The organism is Ruegeria sp. HKCCA0235A, assembly GCF_013033235.1.
Lineage (GTDB): Bacteria > Pseudomonadota > Alphaproteobacteria > Rhodobacterales > Rhodobacteraceae > Ruegeria.
On record NZ_WQDQ01000004.1, the window covers coordinates 56410 to 78836 of the forward strand.

Sequence of the window (22427 nt, forward strand, 5' to 3'; positions counted from 1 at the left end):
CCGAGATTTGTTGTCTACGCTCAGGGTGAACTGCCAAGACAGGAGAACGGATTGGCCATCGGTGCCCTGACCCCACCGCAAGACGAAATGCCCCAACGCGAGGCGTTTTTAGAGTTTCCCGACAACCGATTGTTGATTGACCTGTGCGGCGAATACGACCGCAATCTGACCGACATCGAAAGCAAGCTTTCCGTCCAGATCGTACGCCGCGGCAATCAGCTTGTCGTGATGGGCGATGAAGACGCCCAGAAGCAGGCTATTGAGGTGCTTCAATCGCTTTACACGCGATTGGAAGGCGGGCGCGAGGTCGAGGCCGCGGACGTGGACCGAGAACTGCGGATGGGTAGTTCGGAACAGGGGACCGGCAGCCGCGACGGCGATCAGTTGGAAATGTTCAAGGGCGGTTCAGTCGAGATCAAAACCCGCAAGAAACTGGTGGAACCGCGCACGGACGCCCAGAAAGCTTATGTGCAGTCACTGTTTCAAAATGAGCTTGCATTTGGCATTGGGCCTGCTGGCACGGGGAAAACCTATCTGGCTGTCGCGGTGGGCGTGTCGATGTTCATTGGCGGGCATGTGGATCGAATCATCCTCAGCCGTCCGGCGGTCGAGGCGGGTGAAAAACTGGGCTATCTGCCCGGTGACATGAAGGACAAGGTCGATCCCTACATGCAGCCGCTGTACGACGCGCTGAACGATTTTCTGCCCGGCAAGCAGCTGGCCAAGCTGATCGAGGAAAAGCGAATCGAAATAGCGCCGCTGGCGTTCATGCGTGGACGCACGTTGGCCAATGCTTTTGTGGTGCTGGACGAGGCACAGAACGCCACGACCATGCAGATGAAGATGTTCCTGACTCGTCTGGGCGAAGGCAGCCGTATGGTAATCACCGGCGACAGGTCTCAGGTGGATTTGCCACGCGGCGTTCAGTCGGGTTTGCAGGATGCCGAAAGACTGTTGAAAACGATCCCCAACATCAGTTTCAACTATTTCACGACCAAGGACGTGGTTCGCCACCCGCTTGTGGCCGCGATCATCGAGGCGTATGAGGCGGATGCGGGCCGCGAAACCAGTTGATTGCAAGGCTCATTCACAGGGCTGTTGTGCGATAAGATGAATCTGGAACTCACTGTCGAAGACGACCGGTGGCAAGGGCTTGAAGCTTTGTCGCGGCAAGCGATATCCGCCGTCCTGTCCCATGCGGAACTGGACCCTGAGCTTTGCGAGATCAGCGTTCTGGGATGCGATGATGCGCGCATTTCGGAGCTGAACGCCGAGTTTCGCGGCAAACCAGCCGCCACCAATGTTCTGAGCTGGCCGGCAGAAGACTTGGCCCCGGACGAATCCGGGCAAGCGCCGCATCCGCCAAAGCCGGATTTCACCGGTGAAATTCCTTTGGGCGATATTGCGATCTCCTTCGACACCTGCGCGCGTGAGGCGGATGAGGCGGGCAGGGACATTGACGATCACGTCATCCATTTGCTTGTTCACGGAACGTTGCATTTGCTGGGATATGATCACATTCGTGACCCCGATGCCGCTTTGATGGAAGGGATTGAGGTCGAGATACTTGGCAAATTGGGTATAGATAACCCATATAAGGCATAAGGTGGGTCAGGTGACCCGATCAGTTGGAACAAGGTAATGGGCGAAACAGACGGCAGTTCTAGGGCAGCGCAAAGCGCGCAACCTCAGGACAGCGGCAATGATACAGAAGAGAAAAGCGGGCTTATTTCCCGAATTTTCGACGCGTTTTCGGGTCATGAGACTCAGCAAAGCCCGGTGATCAATGGGCAGAGCGCAGCGGCAGCTCGGCCTCACGGGATGATGAACCTGCGCCGGATGCGCGTCGAAGACGTGGCCATTCCAACGGCCGAGATCATCGCGGTTCCTTCTACCATCACCAAGGATGAACTGGCCGACGTGTTCCGGGGCAGTGGGTTGTCCAGAATCCCGGTCTATGAAGGAACGCTGGATACGCCGTTGGGCTTCGTTCACCTCAAGGACTTCGCACTGACCCATGGTTTCAATGGCGGTGCCGACAAGTTTGACCTGAAATCCATGTTGCGCACGCTTTTGTTTGTGCCGCCTTCAATGCCGATCGGTGTCCTGCTGACAAAGATGCAGACCGAACGTCGCCATATGGCGTTGGTGATTGATGAGTATGGCGGCGTCGACGGGCTGCTGACGATCGAAGACTTGATCGAGCAGGTCGTGGGTGAGATCGCGGACGAACACGATGCAGACGAAGATCAGCTTTGGGTGCAGGAAAAGCCCGGCTGTTACGTTGTGCAGGCACGTGTGCCGCTTGAGGACTTCGAGGCCGAGATCGGCAGATCCTTGACCAGCCACGAGGATGTGGATGAAGAAGACATCGACACGCTGGGGGGGCTGGTGTTCATGCTGTCCGGGCGTGTTCCGGCACGGGGTGAGGTCGTGATTCATCCGGAAGGGCCGGAATTCGAAGTGATTGAAGCCGACCCGCGACGCATCAAACGGTTGCGCGTCATGCTGCCGGACGTCGCTGCATGACGCCTGTCCGGGGCTGGCCGTCATCGTTGAGATTGTTTGCCGCCGCCGCACTGGGCGCCTTCGGCGCTTTTGGCCAGGCACCGCATGGGTATTGGGGCGCTACGGTTGTTGCACTGGTTTTGATCGTTCCGGTGTTCCTTGGCAGTGAAACCCGTGCTCGCGCGGGGTGGATCGGCTGGTTCTTCGCCACCGGCTATTTTGCCCATGGGCTCAGCTGGATCATCGAGCCTTTCCAGGTGGATGCAGAGCGCCACGCCTGGATGGCACCGTTTGCGCTGGTGTTTATGGCCGGCGGGCTCGCCTTGTTCTGGGCGGTTGCGTTTCGACTGGCGCGGCATGTTGGCGCGACCGCCATGCAGCAAAGCGTTTTGCTGATCGCGACGCTGTCGCTGGCTGAACTGGCACGGGGATACGTGCTGACCGGGTTCCCCTGGGGCGGAGTGGCGCAAATCTGGGTGAATACGCCCGTGGCGCAATTGCTGTCTCTGGTAGGGCCGTATGGCCTGAATGCGCTGACATTTGCCGCGGCGTTTCCGATAGGGGCGGCACTGGTTCAGGAAAGACGCTTGCGGGCACTGCTCCGTCCACTGGGATTTACAGCTGCGGCGGCGGCGCTGGCAGCTGGCTATGCGTCGATGCGGCCAATAGTGCAGGAAGGCCCGCACACAGTTCGTGTTGTTCAGCCCAACGCCCCGCAGCACCAAAAGTGGGACCCGGCATATGCGCCCTTGTTCTTTGCCCGTCAGATTGAATATTCCGCCGCTTTGCCCAGACCGGACCTGATCGTCTGGCCCGAGACTGCAGTTCCAGCCTGGCTGGGCAGCGCGCAACCGTATTTGACGGCCATTGCGGATGCCGCTCAGGGTACGCCCGTGGTTTTGGGGATCCAGCGCGGAGACGGCCCGAGGATTTTCAACTCGATGGTCTATCTGGATGAAGCCGGGCAGCAGGGCGGTCTGTATGACAAACACCATCTGGCCCCGTTTGGAGAATATGTGCCTTTTGGCGAGTTGATGGGCCATTTTGGGATTTATGGGATGGCGGCGACGACGGGGCATGGATTCAGCGCAGGGCCGGGGCCCGAGCTCTTGGGCCTTGGCAAATTGGGAAAGGCGCTGCCTCTGATCTGTTACGAAGCCGTGTTCCCGCAGGATGTGAACGGGGCGGCGGGTCGGGCGGACTTTTTGTTGCAGATCACCAATGACGCGTGGTTCGGAACGCGTTCGGGACCGTTTCAGCATCTGGCACAGGCCCGGATGAGGGCAATTGAACAGGGTCTGCCGATGATCCGTTCGGCCAATACCGGCATATCGGCCATGATTAACCCATTGGGTCAGGTCACGGCCTCATTGGCGCTGGGCAAGGCGGGTTACGTGGATGCGATCCTGCCGCAGCCACATCAGCCAACAGTTTATTCCCGCATCGGGGACAGCCCTGTTCTTGGACTGCTATTGTTTCTTGCTGCATTGGCGTGGTTCAACATCCGTCGCCTGACCAAATAATTTAAGATTGACCCCATCTTTAAGCGAGCGTATGCGTCTGTGACCTGTCACAACGGCTTCCTGGCGTGGCGGAGAAACCCCTAATGGAGCGCATTTATGTCCCGACAGAACTATACATTTACTTCGGAATCCGTTTCCGAAGGGCATCCCGACAAGGTCTGTGACCGCATCTCGGATGCTGTCCTTGATGCATTTCTCAATGAAGAACCAGAAGCCCGTGTGGCCTGCGAAACCTTCGCCACGACCAACCGGGTTGTGATCGGTGGCGAAGTAGGTCTGTCTGATCAAGACAAGCTGCACGATTACATGGGACGCATCGAACAGATCGCCCGCGACTGTGTCAAAGACATCGGTTACGAGCAGGACAAGTTTCACCACGAAACCGTCGAAGTAACCAATCTGCTGCACGAACAATCCGCCCATATCGCTCAGGGCGTTGATGCTGCGGATGACAAGGACGAGGGTGCCGGCGACCAGGGCATCATGTTCGGTTATGCCACGACTGAAACTCCGGCGCTGATGCCCGCACCGATCCAGTATTCGCACGCTATCCTGCGGCGACTGGCGGAAGTACGCAAGAATGGTACCGAACCTGCTTTGGGCCCTGATGCAAAGTCGCAGCTGTCAGTCGTTTATCGCGACGGCAAGCCGGTCGGCGTCAGCTCGATCGTTCTGTCTACGCAGCATCTGGATGAAGCGTTGTCTTCGGATGATATCCGCGCCATCGTCGAGCCTTATATCCGCGAAACCCTGCCTGACGGCTGGCTGTCGGCCGAAACCGAATGGCACGTCAACCCGACCGGCAAATTCGTTATCGGCGGACCGGATGGTGACGCGGGCCTGACCGGGCGCAAGATCATCGTGGACACCTATGGCGGCGCGGCCCCTCATGGCGGCGGCGCGTTCTCAGGCAAAGACCCGACCAAGGTTGACCGTTCGGCAGCATACGCAGCACGCTATCTGGCCAAAAACGTCGTGGCGGCGGGCATGGCCGAACGCTGCACGATTCAGCTGAGCTATGCGATTGGCGTGTCCAAGCCGCTGTCGATCTATGCCGACACGCATGGAACCGGCCAACTGGCGGATGCGGCTATCGAGAAAGCCGTGGGTGAGGTCATGGATCTGACGCCGCGCGGCATTCGCCAGCATCTGCAACTGAACAAGCCAATCTATCAGCGCACTGCTGCTTACGGCCACTTTGGTCGTCAGCCGAGCGATGATGGGGGGTTCAGCTGGGAGCGCACCGATCTGGTCGATGCGTTGAAGTCCGCAGTCTGATCTGAACAACACAAAGCGCGCCTTTCAGGGCGCGCTTTTTCCTCGTGTGTACCGCGCGCCCTTGCAACGTTCTCTGGCGCGCAGTATGGCGACCGCCATGAGCACCGAGACCCCACAACGCCCGCGCAGAAACTTCTATGGCCGCTTCAAGGGCAAGACCCTGAAGCCCAGCCAAAAGACCTATCTGAACGAAGATCTGGCGGCTTTGTCGCCCGGTGCGGTGGATTGGGATACAAACCCCGAACGCAGGCCGTTGGACCTGAACAAGTTGTTCGGCGGCAAGCCGGTCTGGCTGGAAGTCGGCTTTGGCGGCGGCGAGCATCTGGTTCATCAGGCGCAAAGCAACCCCGACATCGGCATCATCGGGGCCGAGCCCTATATCAACGGCGTTGCCATGCTGCTGGGCAAAATTCGGCAGGCGGAGGTTGATAACCTTGCTGTGCATCCCGGCGATGCCCGAGACCTGTTCGACGTGCTGCCAGAGGCCAGTATATCGCGGGCCTTCCTTCTGTATCCTGACCCGTGGCCCAAAACCCGGCATCATCGTCGCCGTTTCGTGACGCCGGAACATCTTGAACCGTTGGCAAAGGTCTTGAAGCCCGGATCGATCTTCCGGGTCGCCACGGACATCCCCGACTATGTGCGGCAGACACTCGAGGAAGTCCCCCGCGCCGGGTTCGAGTGGCTGGCCGAGCGCCCCGCAGATTGGCGCGAGCCGTGGGACGACTGGATTTCCACACGCTACGAGCAGAAAGCCTTGCGTGAAGGTCGCACGCCCCACTACCTGACCTTCCGCCGCAATGACTGATTGCCGCTGGACCAACCGGTGCCAATTCGCTAATCGGCTTGAGCACTGATAGCGCAAAAGGAGCCCCCATGTCCGGACACGGAACGCCCATCCCGATGACTTCGCATCCCTGCGGCCCGCTGACCGGCACGGCAGAGGTGCCGGGCGACAAGTCGATTTCGCACCGGTCGTTGATCCTTGGCGCGATGGCTGTGGGCGAGACCAGGATCTCGGGGTTGCTCGAAGGTGAGGACGTCTTGGACACCGCAAAGGCAATGCGGGCCTTCGGGGCCGAAGTCACAGATCATGGCGGCGGCGAATGGACGGTGCATGGCGTGGGCGTCGGCGGGTTTGCCGAACCGGATCAGGTGATTGACTGCGGCAATTCCGGCACCGGAGTCCGGCTGATCATGGGTGCCATGGCGACCTCGCCGATTACGGCAACCTTTACTGGTGATGCCAGCCTGAACAAGCGCCCCATGGCGCGGGTAACGGATCCGCTTGCGCTGTTTGGGGCGCAGGCCGTGGGCCGCTCGGGGGGGCGTTTGCCCATGACGATCGTCGGTGCGTCGGACCCGACTCCGGTCCGGTACGAAGTTCCGGTGCCCTCGGCCCAGGTGAAATCCGCCGTTCTGCTGGCGGGGCTGAATGCCCCCGGTAAAACCGTGGTTATCGAGAAAGAGGCGACGCGCGATCATTCCGAGCGGATGTTGTCCGGTTTCGGTGCCGAAATTACCGTGGAAGACACTGTTGAAGGCCGGGTCATCACTTTGACGGGGCGCCCGGAATTGAAGCCGCAAGTCATCGCCGTTCCACGCGACCCGTCCAGCGCGGCCTTCCCGGTTTGCGCGGCGCTGATCACGCCCGGTTCGGACGTTCTGGTGCCGGGTATCGGCCTGAACCCCACGCGCGCGGGCCTGTTCACGACGCTGCGCGAGATGGGCGCCGACCTGACCTATGAAAACGAGCGCGAAGAGGGCGGCGAGCCGGTTGCCGATCTGCGCGCGAAATACTCGCCAGACATGAAGGGTATTGACGTACCGCCTGAACGCGCGGCCTCGATGATCGACGAATACCCCGTTTTGTCCGTGGTTGCCGCAAACGCCACGGGCACCACGATGATGGGCGGAGTGAAGGAACTCCGGGTGAAGGAAAGCGACCGCATCGATGCCATGGCACGCGGTCTGCGCGCCAACGGCGTCACGGTCAACGAGGGTGACGACTGGTGGTCGGTCGAAGGGTTGGGTATCGGCAAGGTTCCGGGCGGCGGGACGTGCGAAAGCTTCCTGGATCACCGCATTGCCATGTCCTTCATGGTGATGGGCATGGGCGCGCAGAACCCGGTAAGCGTGGATGATGGTAGTCCGATCGCGACATCCTTCCCGATTTTTGAACCGTTGATGGCGTTGCTTGGTGCAAAGGTAGAGCGCAGGTGAGCTTCACTGTCGCCATTGACGGACCTGCGGCTGCGGGCAAGGGCACGATCTCCAAGGCCGTTGCGGCGCATTTCGGGTTCGCGCATCTGGACACCGGCTTGCTGTATCGCGCCGTTGGGCGGCGCACTCTTGAAGGGTTTGGCGCGCTTGAAGCAGCGCAGGCCCTGACCGCCGAAGAGCTTGAGCAGGGTGATCTGCGCACGGCTGAAATCGCGCAGGCCGCATCCAAAGTGGCGGTGATCCCCGAGGTTCGCGCCGCCTTGGTGGATTTTCAGCGCGCCTTTGCCCGAAGGTCGGGCGGAGCCGTTTTGGATGGGCGCGACATCGGGACGGTGATTTGTCCCAATGCCGAGATGAAGCTGTTTGTAACAGCCAGCCCAGAGGTGCGAGCCGAACGCCGGTTTCTGGAACTCAGTGCAAAAGGTGCTGACGTGACGCGCGAACAGGTTCTGGCAGATGTCAAAGAGCGGGATGCCCGCGACGCAGAGCGCAGCGCTGCGCCGATGAAGCCAGCTGAGGATGCAGTGCAACTGGACACAACGGACCTCAGTATCGAGGCTGCATTGGCCAAAGCGCTTGAAATCATAAGCGCAAAACTGCCCGCGACGCGCTGACGTCGCAGGCAGGGGCGACATTTACAGCTCGCCTACGGCGATGCTCTTGATGTTTGCCCACTGTTCGTCCGCCGTTTTTGCGGTGGCGGGAACGTCCTTCATGAAGGCCGCGCGGGTTTCGGCGTTCAGGAACAGGTACAGTTTTCCATCTGCGACCAGGTACTGATCCGGGTCTCCGTCGAACTTCTTGCCGACCGATACGCCGAATGAACAGAACCCACCATGCTGCGGCAGGTAGGCCTCCGGGTTCGCCTCGAACGCCTCGAGGTTGGCGGCGGTGGTGAAGTAATAGGATGCGCCGTCATAGGTTGCCGAATGAGTGGCGAAGCCTTCGACCGGGTTGCCATCATTGACCAAAGCAACCAGATCGACCCCATGTGCGGCAAGCGGGGCACCTGCGGCCGAGATCCCGTTCGACACGTTGATTTCGTCCGCGGCAAAAGCCGGAGTGGACAGGGCGATGGCGGCTGCCAGGGCGGTGAAGACGATAGTTTTCATTACACGTTTCCTCTTGGTTCTGGGTTCGGGTCGATCGGATCGTCGACCGGTGAAACATAGTTAGGGGATGAGAGCTGGACGTGTAATCTCAGATAGGCCATCAGATATTGCAGATCGTACAGGTATCTGAATGTCCAGAAGGTGCGTTCACCAAGCTTTGTTTGGTCAGTGTGGTTTTGCGTACCTATGCTGAAAGAATGCCCGCAGGAGTGCCATCATGATCCGATTAGCCCTCATTCTTGTTTTCATTGCCCGAAGCCTTGCCGCGCAAGAGCCCGTGCAAAGCCCACCCGAAGCTGAGCCGCCGATGACGTATGAACGGCTGGGCAACATTCTTTTTGCGCTTGACCCCGAAGCAGAGCCGAGCGGCCCCGGGTTTCAATTGACGATTGCAGGGGTGGAGGTCTTGGTCATCACCGACACCAATGCGGATCGGATGCGGGCCATGGTCCCGATCCGCAGCGCCGATGCGCTGTCGGAGGAAGACTTGATCCGAATGATGCAGGCCAATTTCGACAGCACGCTGGATGCCCGCTATGCGATTGCCAATGGCACCTTGTGGGCTGCGTTTATCCACCCGTTGTCCCTGTTGGAAAAAGACCAGCTGATCTCGGGGCTGGCCCAGACTGTGAACATCGCCAGGACATATGGCACCCTGTATTCCGGCGGTGCGGCAGAGTTCGGAGGCGGCGACAGCACCGATCTGCAACGTGAGTTGATTGAGGAACTGCTGAAGAAAGGCGAAGAGATCTGACTGCATCGTGAATATGGGACTGGCGTGACGCCAGCTGATAGGCCGACGTTGCGCGGACGGGCCTTCAGGCCGGTGCGTCATAGACCCTAGATGGATTCAGGAAAGCTGTTATAGTTTCTTCCCAGCGAAAAGGGAAAGCTGCGACACAACCCGCAAAAAAACAGGGGCGCAGCAAAAAATTCCCAAGCCAACAGGGACAAAACTACATGAACAATCGTTTGAACAAAATCACCATCGTGGGTGGCGGTACGGCTGGATGGATGACCGCGCTGATCCTGGACATGGTGTTTTCCCGCACGTCGGCGCCCAAGGGTCGACCGCAAATCTGCCTGATCGAAAGCCCGAACATCTCGACCGTGGGGGTGGGTGAGGCCACGGTTCCGCGGATGCCTGTCACGCTGCGTCAGGCGGGTATTTCAGAGCGGAGTTTCTTCCGCGAGACCAACGCGTCCTTCAAGCTGGGTGTGAAGTTCTGCAATTGGAACAATGACGCCAAGGGCAATCGCATCGACTATATGAACCCCTTTGCGCACGGCCAGATGCTTGAGGGGCTAGAGGCTGCCGAGTATTTCCTGCGCTTCGGCAATGGCGACAGGGATTTCACGCAGTCCATATCGCCGCATGATGATCTGGCCCGTTTGTGTAAGGGCGCGCGTCAGTTGGGGCAGCCGGAATTCGAACAACGGTTTGGTTATGCCTATCATCTGGATGCCGTAAAGTTTGCAGGCATGCTGACCAGGGTCTGCACGAAGCGCGGAGTGGAGCATATCCGGGATGAGGTGCAAACGGTCGAGTTGGATGAACAGGGCAATGTCAGTCATCTCATGCTCGAGGCAAAAGGCCGCCATGACATTGAGATGGTCGTGGATTGCACCGGGTTCCGTGGGCTGATCATCAACAAGGCACTTGGTGAGCCATTTTTGGATTACTCTGACTACCTGCCCAATGATCGGGCCTTGGCGTTGCAGATCGAGCATCCGGATCCTGACAAGATCGAAAGCGCCACCAGATCCACTGCTTTGGGCGCGGGTTGGACGTGGCGCGTGCCGCTTTTTAACCGTGTGGGCACAGGATATGTCTATTCGTCGGCACACCGCACGGATGATCAGGCGGCGGACGAATACCTTGAGTGGCTGGGAGACAGCGGCAAGGGTTTGACACCGCGCGTGATCCCGATGCGCGTCGGTCGCGTGCGCAATGCCTGGGTCAAGAATTGCGTGGCCATAGGCCTGTCCGGCGGGTTCATTGAACCGCTGGAAAGCACGGCGATCCACATGATTGACCATGCGATACGCTGGTTCGCCGAGCATTTGCCCACGCGAGACATCGAGCCTTCGCTGAGGGACAGATACAATCGGCAGATGGACAAGCTCTATAATGAGGTTCTGGAATTCATCTGTTTGCACTATCGGTTGGGCAACCGTACCGATGACCAATACTGGATCGATGCGCGCACCGAGATGAAGATACCGGATCGGTTGGCCGAAAATCTTGACTTGTGGCAGTATCGCCTGCCGATGGATCACGATATCGAGTTCGCCACTTTGTTTGACAGCCGCGTTTATCAGACCGTTCTTTTGGGCAAACAGGTTTATGATACGGGCTATGGTTCGGGCATCCGTGATCGTCTTCGACCGTTGAAGAAACCGATTTGGTTCCAGGGTATGAAGAACGCCAAAATGGATCTGGCGAAGATCGTTAAATCCATGCCGGATCACAAAACACTGTTGCGCGATATCCGGGGGGAACTTGATCAACCTGCCTTTGGAATGGCGGCGGCAATGAAGCCGACAGTGGCGATGCCGGGCACGGCGCCAGCCCCTGTTGTCATCGAGAACATGCCGAACTTTGCTGAAATCCAAAGCGGCAAAAAGGATCTGCAACTGTTCTGACTGCTTCCTGCCCGTCGCGCAGGGAGTGTTTGCAGGAAAGGCGGGGAGCAAACTCCCCGTCTTTTTTACTTCCGTGTGCTTTGTTGATATGTAATGTAATTACATACACATTGCGAAAGGCGACCGTATTGCAACAACATAAGAAACAAGGGCAAACAAGGGGTCGGAACTTGCGGAGTACCCTCAAACGTCGGAGACGACAGGCGGCGCCTATGCAGGTCTACGACTCTCTGCCGTCAGGGCTGCGCCTGTGGTTGGCCTCGGCAAGCTTGCCGTGGAGCCCCGTTTCTGCGCAAAAAATCTGGAACCGGGCCGGAGGTGCGCGCAACCCATCCGCAGCGTTGATGCGACTGGACGCAATTGAACAGGCCATGCTGCGGCGCGATGCCGGGGTTTGGACCTTCAAAACCGGCAACGCGCCTGGGTACAGAGCCGCCAAACCTTGAAAATATGGGCTTTGCCCTTGCACATACCGGGGAATCCGCCTATACGCGCGCTGTCGATACAAGGGCGGTCAACGTCCGGATGACGTTTCTGAGCAGGGCCGAGTTACCTCGGCCCTTTGTGTTTGTTTGCTCAGGGGCGCACCGGATCACGCCTGAAGACATCATGAAACAAGACCGGCGGAGACAACCGCTCGGCCAGCAAAAACGTATTGTAAAGGAAAACAACGCCACATGGCTAACGCATCCATGGAGGAATTCGAAGCCCTCCTGAATGAAAGCTTCGAAATGGACACACCCGAAGAGGGGTCTGTTGTCAAAGGCAAGGTTCTGGCGATCGAAGCCGGCCAAGCCATCATCGACGTAGGCTACAAAATGGAAGGCCGCGTTGATCTGAAAGAATTCGCAAATCCCGGCGAAGCCCCTGAAATCGCTGTAGGCGACGAGGTCGAAGTTTACCTGCGTGCCGCAGAAAACGCCCGTGGCGAAGCCGTCATCTCGCGCGAGATGGCCCGCCGTGAAGAGGCATGGGACCGTCTGGAAAAAGCATATGCCGACGACCAGCGCGTCGAAGGTGCAATCTTTGGTCGCGTCAAAGGTGGTTTCACCGTCGATCTGGGTGGCGCAGTTGCGTTCCTGCCCGGCTCGCAGGTTGACGTTCGCCCCGTGCGCGACGCTGGCCCGCTGATGGGTCTGAAGCAGCCGTTCCAGATCCTGAAAATGGACCGCCGCCGTGGCAACATCGTTGTTTCGCGTCGCGCCATCCTGGAAGAATCGCGTGCCGAACAGCGTGCCGAAGTCATCGGCAACCTGTCCGAAGGTCAGACCGTCGAGGGTGTTGTCAAGAACATCACCGAGTACGGTGCATTCGTTGACCTGGGCGGCGTTGACGGCCTGCTGCACGTCACCGACATGGCATGGCGCCGTGTGAACCACCCGTCCGAGATCCTGACGATCGGCGAAACCATCAAGGTTCAGGTCATCAAGATCAACAAAGAGACCCACCGCATCAGCCTGGGCATGAAGCAGCTGCAGGAAGATCCGTGGGATCTGGTTGCTGCCAAGTACCCGCTGGGCTCGGTCCATCAGGGTCGCGTTACCAACATCACCGACTACGGCGCGTTCGTCGAGCTGGAAGCCGGTGTCGAAGGTCTGGTGCACGTGTCCGAGATGTCCTGGACCAAGAAAAACGTCCACCCCGGCAAGATCGTTTCGACCAGCCAGGAAGTCGACGTCATGGTTCTGGAAATCGACGGCGCCAAGCGTCGCGTGTCTCTGGGCCTGAAGCAGACTCAGCGCAACCCGTGGGAAGTGTTTGCAGAAACCCACCCCGAGGGCACCGAGGTCGAAGGCGAAGTCAAGAACATCACCGAATTCGGTCTGTTCATTGGCCTCGAAGGCGACATCGACGGCATGGTTCACCTGTCCGACCTGTCCTGGGACGAGCGTGGCGAGGATGCGATCCAGAACTACCGCAAGGGCGATGTCGTTCAGGCGGTTGTCTCGGAAGTTGACGTCGAAAAAGAGCGTATTTCGCTGTCGATCAAAGCCCTGGGCGGTGACAAGTTCGCCGAAGCCGTGGGCGGCGTGAAGCGTGGCTCGGTCATCACTGTCGAAGTCACCGCGATCGAAGATGGCGGCATCGAGGTCGAATACGAAGGCATGAAGTCGTTCATCCGTCGTTCGGATCTGTCGCGTGACCGTGCCGAACAGCGCCCCGAGCGTTTCTCGGTCGGTGACAAGGTCGACGTCCGCGTCACCAACGTCGACAGCAAGACCCGTCGTCTGGGCCTGTCGATCAAGGCGCGCGAGATCGCCGAAGAGAAAGAGGCCGTGGAACAGTACGGTTCTTCCGATTCGGGCGCATCGCTGGGCGATATCCTGGGTGCAGCCTTGAAATCCGGCGACTGAGCCAAGGCAGTATCCCAAGCATGAATTTCGGCCCCGCACGACAGTGCGGGGCCGTTTTTGTTGCGAATCAATATGTTCCGAACCGCAGGGTTAATAAGGGGATTGATCGCGCATTAAGTGTGGAAATTGGCCTGACAGATAAAATTTCGCGCGAGAATGTGGCAAAATAAAGCCTCAAAACTCAGAGTATCCGTTCCCCCCTTCCGGGTTTTTTCCTATACTGTCAAAACAGTAGACCTGTCACACCGGCTGCCTGGGAGGGTATCACGCATGATCCGTTCAGAATTGATTCAGAAAATCGCTGACGAAAACCCGCATCTCTATCAGCGTGATGTCGAGCGGATCGTGAACACCGTATTCGAAGAAGTCACAGACGCCATGGCGCGCGGTGACCGTGTCGAACTGCGGGGCTTTGGTGCCTTTTCCGTGAAGAAACGCGACGCACGTGTTGGGCGCAACCCGCGCACGGGCGAGACAGTGCAGGTCGAAGAAAAATGTGTACCGTTTTTCAAAACTGGCAAGTTGCTCAGGGATCGATTGAACGGTAAAGCCTGACACCATGATGCGTTACCTTCGATATGCTTTTCTGGCGGCTCTCGGGATCATCCTGATTTCCGTGTCTCTTGCCAATGTTCAGTCCGTTGAACTGAAACTGATGCCGGATGCTCTGGCCGAGCTTCTGGGTTTTAATCTCAGCGCGTCACTGCCGCTGTTTATGGTGGTTTTAGGGGGTGTTGCAGCAGGATTGGTTATTGGTTTCCTGTGGGAATGGCTGCGGGAACACAAGCACCGCCGCGACGCGACCGTGAAGAAAACCGAAGTGCGCAAGCTTGAGCGCGAAGTCAAGAAACTCAAGAAAAAGCAAAACGAAGGCAAGGACGACGTGCTTGCCATTCTGGATGAGGCGAGCTGAGCCTGACCGATATGCCTGATGTTCGGTTCAAAATCTGCGGTCTGACCGCACCGGATCACGTGCGCGCTGCGGCAGACGCCGGGGCAGGCTATGTTGGGTTCGTTTTCTTTCCGAAATCGCCACGCAATCTGGATGTTTCGCGGGCCGCAGAACTGGCGCATCTGGTCCCAGTTGGCGTTGCCAAGGTGGCTTTGGTGGTGAATGCCACTGACGAAGAATTGGACGGCATCGTTTCGACTGTACCGCTTGATATACTTCAACTGCATGGCAAGGAATTGCCCGAACGGGTTTCCGAAATTCGCGAGCGATTTGGTTTGCCGGTGATGAAAGCCATAGGAGTGGCCGAGGCCGAGGATCTGGCGGCCATCGATCTTTACTCGGAGGTGGCCGATCAACTGCTGATCGATGCGAAACCGCCCAGAGAGGCTGAATTGCCGGGCGGCAACGGGTTGGCCTTTGACTGGCGGCTGTTGGCCGGACGGAAATACTGGCGGCGACCCTGGATGCTGGCCGGTGGCCTGACACCCCTGAACGTTGCCGAAGCTGTCCGGATGACAGGTGCCCAGCAGGTGGATGTGTCATCCGGTGTCGAAAGCGCGCCGGGTGTGAAAGATGCGGCCCTGATCCGCGACTTTGCATCGGCTCTCAGGTGATCTGAAAAAGATCTTGTTGCGTATCCCTCGAAACAGAGGGGTTGAGCATGCTCGCAGCAATCGGGGGCGTTTCCTTGAAACATTGGTACCATGCGCCGGAGTTTTTCTGGCGCGCGGGACAGGCCTGTCGGCAGGCGCAAGGCGACCCATTGTGCCTGCACGCTGACTTGTTCAGGCAGGATGGCATCTATTTTTCATTCAGTGTCTGGCAAGACATTGAAGCAATGCTGACATTTTCCCAATCCGGCCCCCACAGGCGTGCCGTGTTGGCAGCCGATCGTTTGGCGGATGTGAACAGGTTTCATCATTTTCCGTGCATTGGTGTGCCCTCGCCGGAACAGGCGATTCAGGTCTGGCGTCAAAACACGCAGGTTGTGGAATGATGCGTTTTGCCCATGGCAAATCCCGCTGCCACCACCTATGAACAACAGATACGACGAGGGAGACACCCATGGCCAACGATCTTTTCAATTCCTTCATGTCCGGCCCTGACGAACAGGGACGTTTCGGCATCTTCGGCGGGCGTTTTGTCAGTGAAACTCTGATGCCGCTGATCCTGTCGCTGGAAGAGGAATACAACAAGGCCAAAGATGATCCGACGTTCTGGGCCGAAATGGATGACCTGTGGGCAAACTATGTGGGTCGTCCTTCGCCGCTGTATTTTGCGGAACGCCTGACCGAGCATCTGGGGGGTGCCAAGATCTATCTGAAGCGTGACGAGCTGAACCACACCGGCGCGCACAAGATCAACAACGTGCTGGGTCAGATCATTCTGGCGCGGCGTATGGGCAAGACCCGGATCATTGCTGAAACCGGGGCAGGGCAGCACGGCGTGGCCACCGCCACCGTATGTGCCAAGTTTGGCTTGAAATGCATTGTCTATATGGGGGCGCACGACGTGCAGCGGCAAGCTCCGAACGTATTCCGCATGCGTCTTCTTGGGGCCGAGGTGATCCCTGTGACCTCGGGTCGTGGGACGCTCAAGGATGCGATGAATGACGCGCTGCGCGACTGGGTGACTAATGTGCGCGACACGTTCTACTGCATCGGCACCGTGGCTGGACCGCACCCCTATCCGGCAATGGTCCGCGATTTCCAGTCGATCATCGGCAAGGAAGCGAAAGAGCAGATGATGAAGGCTGAAGGCCGTTTGCCGGATACGATCATCGCGGCAATCGGCGGCGGTTCGAACGCGATGGGTCTGTTCTATCCCTTCCTCGACGACAAGGACGTCAACATCATTGGCGTCGAGGCGGGCGGAAAAGGTGTGAACGAGAAAATGGAGCATTGCGCCTCGCTGACCGGCGGTCGGCCGGGCGTGTTGCACGGCAACCGGACCTATCTGTTGCAGGATGACGATGGCCAGATTCTTGAAGGCTATTCGATCTCGGCCGGGCTGGACTATCCGGGCATCGGGCCCGAGCATTCCTGGCTGCACGAAATTGGACGCGCGAATTACGTCTCGATCACCGACAAGGAAGCGCTCGAGGCGTTCCAGCTGTGCTGCGCAACCGAGGGGATCATCCCGGCGCTGGAACCAAGCCACGCTTTGGCCCATGTGATGAAGATCGCACCGGAATTGCCCAAGGATCACCTGATCTGCATGAACATGTGCGGTCGTGGAGACAAGGACGTTCAGACCGTAGCCAAATATCTGAACTTCGATATGTCAGACACCGAAGGCCGTACGGCGGACTGAGTGTGAACCGGGGCGGCATGTCCCGGTTGCTCTGTCTTGGGGTCGATGGCTCAAGCAGACCTGAAAGCAATAATTCCAAGGCAGGACAGGCGGGATAGTCAAACATGTGACATGTCCGCCGAAATCAGGTTGCCCTGCAAAAAGGGCCGCCGCCAATGCGCATGTAAGGACAACACAGAAGCCCGAGGAATCGCCGGCTGCTGTGAAACCTCGATCATTGTGCCTGCATTTGTTTCCCAACAACTGCCAGTTGCGACCCCTGCCCGAGATTGTTGCGAATATCCCGTCAAAGCCGAGGGTCTGTATCCGGCATATCTTGAGCATATGACTTGCAAAGTCACGGCTTGTTGTGACGTCTTGCCGAGAAGACTCCCTGAAAACAACGTGCTTCGAAGTGCTTTCCGGCATTTTTCGCCTTTGCCTTGCGGTTTATGCATGGCCATGTGGCCCGCACGCCAAAGTTGAGTTGCTTCCAATTCTATACAGTGTCTCCAAATTGAATTAACTATTGGGTAACTGGCGTAGTTGCGGCCGGTTCAGGGGACGTCTCTGCAATGGATGGGACAATGGATGACGTGGTTCGGGGCACAGTGTCTTTGCCCGGGCGCCCTGGTGCTTAGCGCCCTCGCGGTGTTGTAGGAGGTAAAATGGTTAGGTCCGTTATTTCGAGGCTGTTGTGCCTCTGTTTTCTGATTTCAGCACTCATGATCGGAAGCGCGAAAGAGGGTGCGGCTCTTGGTGGCGGCTTCATCATAACCTCGGTTCCGACGCCGAACGGGGGAAGCATCTTTTTCAACAATATCCCATTTACCGGCACGGCCTTTGTTTCTCTGGGGGGGTCGGGGCAGGTTCCCGGCGGCAGTTTCTATTTCAACAACGGCATTTTGAACCAGAGTGCGATCACGCCCGCCGGCCTTGCCTCCCTTGGCTATATCGGCGCAACCATTCTCAGTCAGGATGGCGCGGATTCCACATATGCGGCAGACGGATACATGGGGATTACGTTCACCGCGCGCGAAACCGCCGGTGGGCCGCTTTATCGCTATGAGATCGCGTTGTCCGGTGTAACGAACACTCAAATCGTCAACACGCGCGTTCTGGTGGATACGACACAACCAACTGCAACGATCGGGGCCTTGACGCCGACCGGCAGCGGAACGTTTCAAGCAACCATTACCCTGAGCGAACCAAGCACCGATTTCACCGGGGGCGACCTGTCCGTCACCAATGCAACGGCCACTCTGACCGGGTCCGGCACCAGCTATGTCGCCACTTTGACGCCCCAGAACAACGGCACCATCGAGCTTTTCATTCCGGCGGGGGTGTTCTCGGACGCGGCTGGGAATCTGAACCTTGAATCAAACAGGGTCAGCACGCTTCAAGCCGTGACAAATGCTCAACGTCAGATTCAGGCGTTCCAGAACGCCCGGGCCAACAGCCTTGTGTCGAACCAGCCGAAACTGACCCAGTTTCTGCAAGGCTCGGGGTCGGGTGTACTGGACGCTTCGGTCACGCAGGGCTCGGGGTATCTGAATTTCGCCAGTGATCCGGCGCGCCCCGTCTGGTTCAGTGTGACCGGTAACTGGAGTTCGCAGGATGATTTTGACAACTCCTATGCACTGGCAGTTGTCGGGGCTCATCGCCAGATCAATTCGAACCTGTTGATCGGTGCCATGCTTCAGTTCGACTATGCCGAAACGGAAAACGGCCCGGCCAGCGTGGACGGTACGGGCTGGCTGGTTGGTCCTTATGCAGTGGCAAAATTGCCCAATCATTCGGTGTTTCTTGAAGGGCGCGTTCTTTATGGTCAGGCCGACAACAACATCTCTCCGTTTGGCACCTACGAGGACAGTTTCGACAGTGACCGTTGGCTGGTCCAGTCGCGCGTAACCGGTGAGATAAAGCGTGGCGCCCTGACATTGATGCCTTTGCTGGACGTAAGTTATGCCAGCGACGATCAGAAAGCTTATACCGACAGCCTGGGCAATCTGATTCCACAGCAGGATTTCAGTTTGACGACGGCACGGTTGGGTGTCGATTTCAGTCACCCGTTGCAAGTGTCACGAGGAGAGATGATGCTGACGGGTGGGCTTTCTGGGATTTGGAGCACGACTTCGGGTACCGGGACCGCCCCGGGCGTGACACCGATTGGCGATACCGCCCGTGCCCGCGCGGATCTGGGCCTGGACTACCGGCTGGAAAACAACAGCTTGCTTGCAGCAAACGTGTTCTACGATGGCATTGGTGAAAGCGGTTTCGAAAACTACAGCATCAGCCTGATCTGGCAAATGGCATTCTGACCTTGGGGCGAAACTGGATCGCGGATCACGTCTCGCCCCGGGCGCAATGGCTTTCAGGCATTCGCCTTGTTCTGAAGCAAGATATCAAGCGGCACAATCTCGAGCGCGCGTTGATGGGTCGCCTCCAGGTGAACCTTTGGCGCGCATCCTTCGTCATGGGCCTGTAGGAACCGGCCGGCACACAGACACCAGCTGTCACCGGGCTTGAGGCCCGGGAAATCGAATTCGGGCCGAGCCGTGCTCAGATCATTGCCGACATATTTCGAGAATGCCAGAAACTCGGCCGTCATCACGGCACAAACGGTATGGCTGCCCTGATCCTCGGGGCAGGTATTGCACGCACCATCCCGAAAGAACCCGGTCAGAGGATCGCGTGAGCAGGGCGCCAGAACGCCGCCGAGTACATTGATACTGTCTTGTTTCTGCATGAACACACCTTACAGGCTTTCTGCGATCTTGCGGAACATTTCGATATTCTGGTCGTTTACGCCAGTGTCGCGGAATTTCCGATCAGCGCCGGTAGACACAATCAGAACGCCGCGAGGTTGGTTGAAATAGATGTATTGCCCATACACGCCCCGGGCCAGAAACTCTCCCTCATGGGCGCCGCGCGGGATCCACCACTGGTACCCATATCCAATCTTCCCCTGAGCGGTCGGGGCGCTGGGTTGAGTTGCCTCGAATATCCAGTCGGCGGGCACCACTTGCCGGCCGCTCAATTTCCCATCTTGCAGGATCATTTGCCCGAACCGTGCAAAGTCACGTGTCGTGAAATTCAATCCGCCCAGAACAAAGGCGACACCAGCGCCGTCAGTGACATAGTACCCGTCACGCTCAAGGCCCAGGGGCTGAAGGATTTTCTCCGTCAAAAGATCCGCGACACTGCGACCGGTCGCCCCGCGTATCACCATGCCCAATACATGCGTGTCTATGGAAACGTATTGCCAGGTTTCACCGGGGGGCGCGAAACTGTCCTGCAATGAGGCTGCAAAATCGTCCAGTTCACCGCCCAGGGCAATCACACGGCCCATCCTGTTGATGTCAGATTTTGGGTCCAGATAATCTTCGTCAAACGTGACGCCGCTGGCCATGTTCAGAACGTTCCGAATTGTCGCCCTGTCATATGCGCTGCCTGCAAGTTTGGGGGCGTATTTGACGACGGGATCATCCAATGAATCGATTGCGCCCTCTTGCAGGAGAATGCCGAAAAGCGCCGACAGATAACTTTTTGCCACTGACCACGAAATCCGACGATCATCGGGACCGGTGCCCAGATAGTATTCCTCGAACCGGATCTTGCCGTTCTGCATGATAAGCAAAGAAGTGACCGAGCGTTCATTGATCCAAGTGTCGGTGCCTTCCGGAAGATCGAAACCTTCGCCGTAGGGCAGTTCCCATGTTGGGGCGTTTCCACGCGGCAGATCCACGGTCAGAAAGGCTTCATCCATATGCGAAAAGTTGTGAACGATCTTGTCCTCGGCAAACAGAGAGTTCACCGCCATCAGGCGCTGTAACTCTTCGCGTTTCCAAAGCCCAACGGCAGCGGCGGCCAAAGCCAGCGCCAGCACAATGCGCAGAACCCACTTCAGTATGGACCGCATCGCATAGCCTCCCTTGTTTGCGTGTATTGGAACGCGGACATCCCACTTTCGCAACGCCGACGTAACGGAAAGAGGGCGGGGCGCTATTTGAACTTGTCCAACAGTTTCTGCATGGCCGACCGTTCGTCGGCCGGTGGCTTCGGAGGTGCCTTAGATGCGGTTTCAGCTTTCGGAGCCGCCGTCTTGGACGACCGGGGCGGAGCAGTGCGCAGGGCCACCGCGTTCATGAATTTTCCACCATCATCCTGGGCCAGATGGGGCGCGCCGTCCGAAACACCCCGAAGAACGTCGTCCAGCCAGTCACTCTCGGATTTCGCAAAGTCGCTCAGAACATAAGCCGAGACCATTTCCTTGCGGCCCGGATGTCCGATCCCAAGCCGGACACGGTCATAGGCTGCGCCTATATGGTCGTGGATCGAACGCAGACCATTATGCCCAGCGTGCCCACCACCCGCCTTTACCCGCACTTTGCCTGGGGCGAGGTCCAACTCGTCATGGAACACGACAACATCAGTGGACTCGAGCTTGTAGAACCGCATCGCTTCACCCACGGATTGACCGGACCGGTTCATGAAGGTCTGCGGTTTCAGCAACAGGATTTTTGAAGACCCTAACCGCCCTTCCGAGATTTCGCCCTGAAACTTGGATTTCCATGGGCCAAACCCATGGTCTTCCGCAATCCGGTCCACGGCCATAAACCCGATGTTGTGCCGGTTCCGGGCGTATTTCTGCCCCGGGTTTCCCAATCCGACAAAGAGTTTCATGACCAAGCTCCGCCTCTGTAGCCTCGAGGCTATGTGATGCCCGGAATTGCCATGGAAATCCAGCCAGCGCTGCGCGTGTTGACCATAAAAAAACGGGGCTCGTCAGAACCCCGTTTCAAAATCCAGACGTTTGATCCGGGTTTATTCTTCTTCTTTGCCGACGACTTCGACTTCGTCGACTGCAACTTCCGCTTCTTCACCTTCTTCGTCGTCGCTCGTGGACAGACCAGTCGGTGCCGAGACGTTCGCGATCACGAAGTCGCGGTCGATGGTCGGCTTGGTGCCTTCGGGCAGGTCAACCGACGAAATGGTGACGACGTCGTTGATGTTCATTCCGGCCACATCAACGGTGATCTTCTCAGGAATGTCACCTGCGGTGCACAACAGCTCGACTTCCGGGCGGACAACGGTCAGCACGCCGCCCTTCTTGATGCCGGGGGCTTCATCTTCGTTGATGAATTCAACCGGAATGTACAGCGCGATCTTGGTGGTCCGGCGCAGGCGCATCAGGTCCAGGTGTGTCGGCAGGTCTTTGACGACATCGCGCTGAACGTCGCGGCAGATGACGCGAACGTCTTCATGGCCTTCGACCTTCAGGTTCCACAGGGTCGACTTGAAGCGACCGGCCTTCAGGCGCTTGAACAGTTCGTTGAACGGAATCTGAATCGGCAGCGGATCTTTGTCGCCGCCAAACACAACGCCCGGAACCATGCCTTCGCGGCGTGTTTTGCGAGCGGCGCCCTTGCCTGTCCCCGTCCGTTCCAGAGCTACGAGATCAGGAATCTCTCCAGCCATGATAATTCTCCAATGTTAGGGCGGGTATCCTCCAAGGCTGTATACCCGCGTGAAGCCG

General features: G+C 58.0%; 22 protein-coding genes and 1 riboswitch. Of the genes, 17 read left to right on the top strand and 5 right to left on the bottom strand.

All coding sequences use genetic code 11. From position 1 onward, the window contains the following. Positions 1-51 precede the first annotated feature (51 nt). The 8 genes from GOW56_RS08345 (at position 52) to cmk (ending at position 8146) form a co-directional block, all read left to right on the top strand. Entirely contained in the window at positions 52-1074 is a 1023-nt protein-coding gene (locus GOW56_RS08345; protein WP_171205593.1) for a PhoH family protein, read from the top strand. A gap of 36 nt (positions 1075-1110) precedes the next feature. Beyond that, positions 1111-1605, top strand: coding sequence for an rRNA maturation RNase YbeY (gene ybeY / locus GOW56_RS08350; protein WP_171205594.1), 495 nt, complete (start codon positions 1111-1113; stop codon positions 1603-1605). A gap of 36 nt (positions 1606-1641) precedes the next feature. Then, positions 1642-2529: a hemolysin family protein gene (locus tag GOW56_RS08355; protein WP_171170935.1), complete on the top strand. Its 888-nt coding sequence runs from the start codon at positions 1642-1644 to the stop codon at positions 2527-2529. Continuing rightward, on the top strand, positions 2526-4031 hold the full coding sequence (gene lnt, locus GOW56_RS08360) for an apolipoprotein N-acyltransferase (RefSeq protein ID WP_171205595.1): 1506 nt from the start codon (positions 2526-2528) through the stop codon (positions 4029-4031). The genes GOW56_RS08355 and lnt overlap by 4 nt, the downstream gene beginning before the upstream one ends. 41 nt (positions 4032-4072) lie before the next feature. Continuing rightward, positions 4073-4122, top strand: a riboswitch (SAM-SAH riboswitch). Between the two features lie 5 nt (positions 4123-4127). Next, positions 4128-5309 carry a methionine adenosyltransferase gene (metK, locus tag GOW56_RS08365; protein WP_171205596.1) on the top strand — a complete coding sequence of 394 codons (1182 nt, stop codon included), beginning with the start codon at positions 4128-4130 and terminating at the stop codon, positions 5307-5309. A 97-nt stretch (positions 5310-5406) separates the two neighbouring features. Then, complete coding sequence (gene trmB / locus GOW56_RS08370) at positions 5407-6117, top strand: tRNA (guanosine(46)-N7)-methyltransferase TrmB (RefSeq protein ID WP_171170929.1); 711 nt, start codon at positions 5407-5409, stop codon at positions 6115-6117. A gap of 68 nt (positions 6118-6185) precedes the next feature. Then, entirely contained in the window at positions 6186-7532 is a 1347-nt protein-coding gene (aroA, locus tag GOW56_RS08375; RefSeq protein WP_171205597.1) for a 3-phosphoshikimate 1-carboxyvinyltransferase, read from the top strand. Beyond that, on the top strand, positions 7529-8146 hold the full coding sequence (gene cmk, locus GOW56_RS08380) for a (d)CMP kinase (RefSeq protein WP_171205598.1): 618 nt from the start codon (positions 7529-7531) through the stop codon (positions 8144-8146). Before aroA ends, cmk begins: the two co-directional genes overlap by 4 nt. 21 nt (positions 8147-8167) lie before the next feature. Here cmk and GOW56_RS08385 read toward each other — a convergent pair whose 3' ends face one another. Next, a complete protein-coding gene (locus GOW56_RS08385; RefSeq protein ID WP_171205599.1) occupies positions 8168-8644 on the bottom strand; it encodes a YHS domain-containing (seleno)protein in 477 nt (158 codons plus the stop codon). A gap of 217 nt (positions 8645-8861) precedes the next feature. Between GOW56_RS08385 and GOW56_RS08390 the strand changes: the two genes are divergently transcribed. The 9 genes from GOW56_RS08390 to GOW56_RS08435 all read left to right on the top strand — a co-directional run bounded on the left by GOW56_RS08390 (position 8862) and on the right by GOW56_RS08435 (position 19209). Next, a complete protein-coding gene (locus tag GOW56_RS08390; protein WP_171117406.1) occupies positions 8862-9398 on the top strand; it encodes a hypothetical protein in 537 nt (178 codons plus the stop codon). Between the two features lie 206 nt (positions 9399-9604). Continuing rightward, positions 9605-11290, top strand: coding sequence for a tryptophan halogenase family protein (locus tag GOW56_RS08395; protein ID WP_171205600.1), 1686 nt, complete (start codon positions 9605-9607; stop codon positions 11288-11290). 170 nt (positions 11291-11460) lie between these two features. Next, positions 11461-11736, top strand: a complete 276-nt coding sequence (locus GOW56_RS08400) for a DUF6525 family protein (RefSeq protein WP_256368156.1) — start codon at positions 11461-11463, stop codon at positions 11734-11736. Positions 11737-11967: 231 nt separating this feature from the next. Beyond that, positions 11968-13644, top strand: coding sequence for a 30S ribosomal protein S1 (rpsA, locus tag GOW56_RS08405; protein WP_068337749.1), 1677 nt, complete (start codon positions 11968-11970; stop codon positions 13642-13644). A 270-nt stretch (positions 13645-13914) separates the two neighbouring features. Next, positions 13915-14199, top strand: a complete 285-nt coding sequence (gene ihfB, locus GOW56_RS08410; RefSeq protein WP_050603110.1) for an integration host factor subunit beta — start codon at positions 13915-13917, stop codon at positions 14197-14199. A gap of 7 nt (positions 14200-14206) precedes the next feature. Then, on the top strand, positions 14207-14557 hold the full coding sequence (locus GOW56_RS08415) for a lipopolysaccharide assembly protein LapA domain-containing protein (RefSeq protein WP_171205601.1): 351 nt from the start codon (positions 14207-14209) through the stop codon (positions 14555-14557). An 11-nt stretch (positions 14558-14568) separates the two neighbouring features. Next, positions 14569-15210, top strand: coding sequence for a phosphoribosylanthranilate isomerase (locus GOW56_RS08420; RefSeq protein ID WP_171205602.1), 642 nt, complete (start codon positions 14569-14571; stop codon positions 15208-15210). 451 nt (positions 15211-15661) lie between these two features. Further along, on the top strand, positions 15662-16909 hold the full coding sequence (trpB, locus tag GOW56_RS08430) for a tryptophan synthase subunit beta (RefSeq protein ID WP_171170912.1): 1248 nt from the start codon (positions 15662-15664) through the stop codon (positions 16907-16909). 647 nt (positions 16910-17556) lie between these two features. After that, positions 17557-19209: an Ig-like domain-containing protein gene (locus tag GOW56_RS08435; protein WP_171205603.1), complete on the top strand. Its 1653-nt coding sequence runs from the start codon at positions 17557-17559 to the stop codon at positions 19207-19209. A gap of 53 nt (positions 19210-19262) precedes the next feature. Here the strand turns inward: GOW56_RS08435 and GOW56_RS08440 are convergent, their stop codons facing one another. The 4 genes from GOW56_RS08440 to GOW56_RS08455 all read right to left on the bottom strand — a co-directional run bounded on the left by GOW56_RS08440 (position 19263) and on the right by GOW56_RS08455 (position 22369). Beyond that, entirely contained in the window at positions 19263-19637 is a 375-nt protein-coding gene (locus tag GOW56_RS08440) for a DUF2237 family protein (RefSeq protein ID WP_171117420.1), read from the bottom strand. A gap of 9 nt (positions 19638-19646) precedes the next feature. Further along, the gene (locus GOW56_RS08445) at positions 19647-20810 is read right to left on the bottom strand and encodes a serine hydrolase (RefSeq protein WP_171205604.1); all 1164 of its coding nucleotides are present in this window, start codon (positions 20808-20810) and stop codon (positions 19647-19649) included. A gap of 83 nt (positions 20811-20893) precedes the next feature. After that, positions 20894-21574, bottom strand: coding sequence for an aminoacyl-tRNA hydrolase (gene pth, locus GOW56_RS08450; RefSeq protein ID WP_171205605.1), 681 nt, complete (start codon positions 21572-21574; stop codon positions 20894-20896). Between the two features lie 141 nt (positions 21575-21715). Continuing rightward, complete coding sequence (locus GOW56_RS08455) at positions 21716-22369, bottom strand: 50S ribosomal protein L25/general stress protein Ctc (RefSeq protein WP_171117427.1); 654 nt, start codon at positions 22367-22369, stop codon at positions 21716-21718. Between the last annotated feature and the right edge of the window lie 58 nt (positions 22370-22427).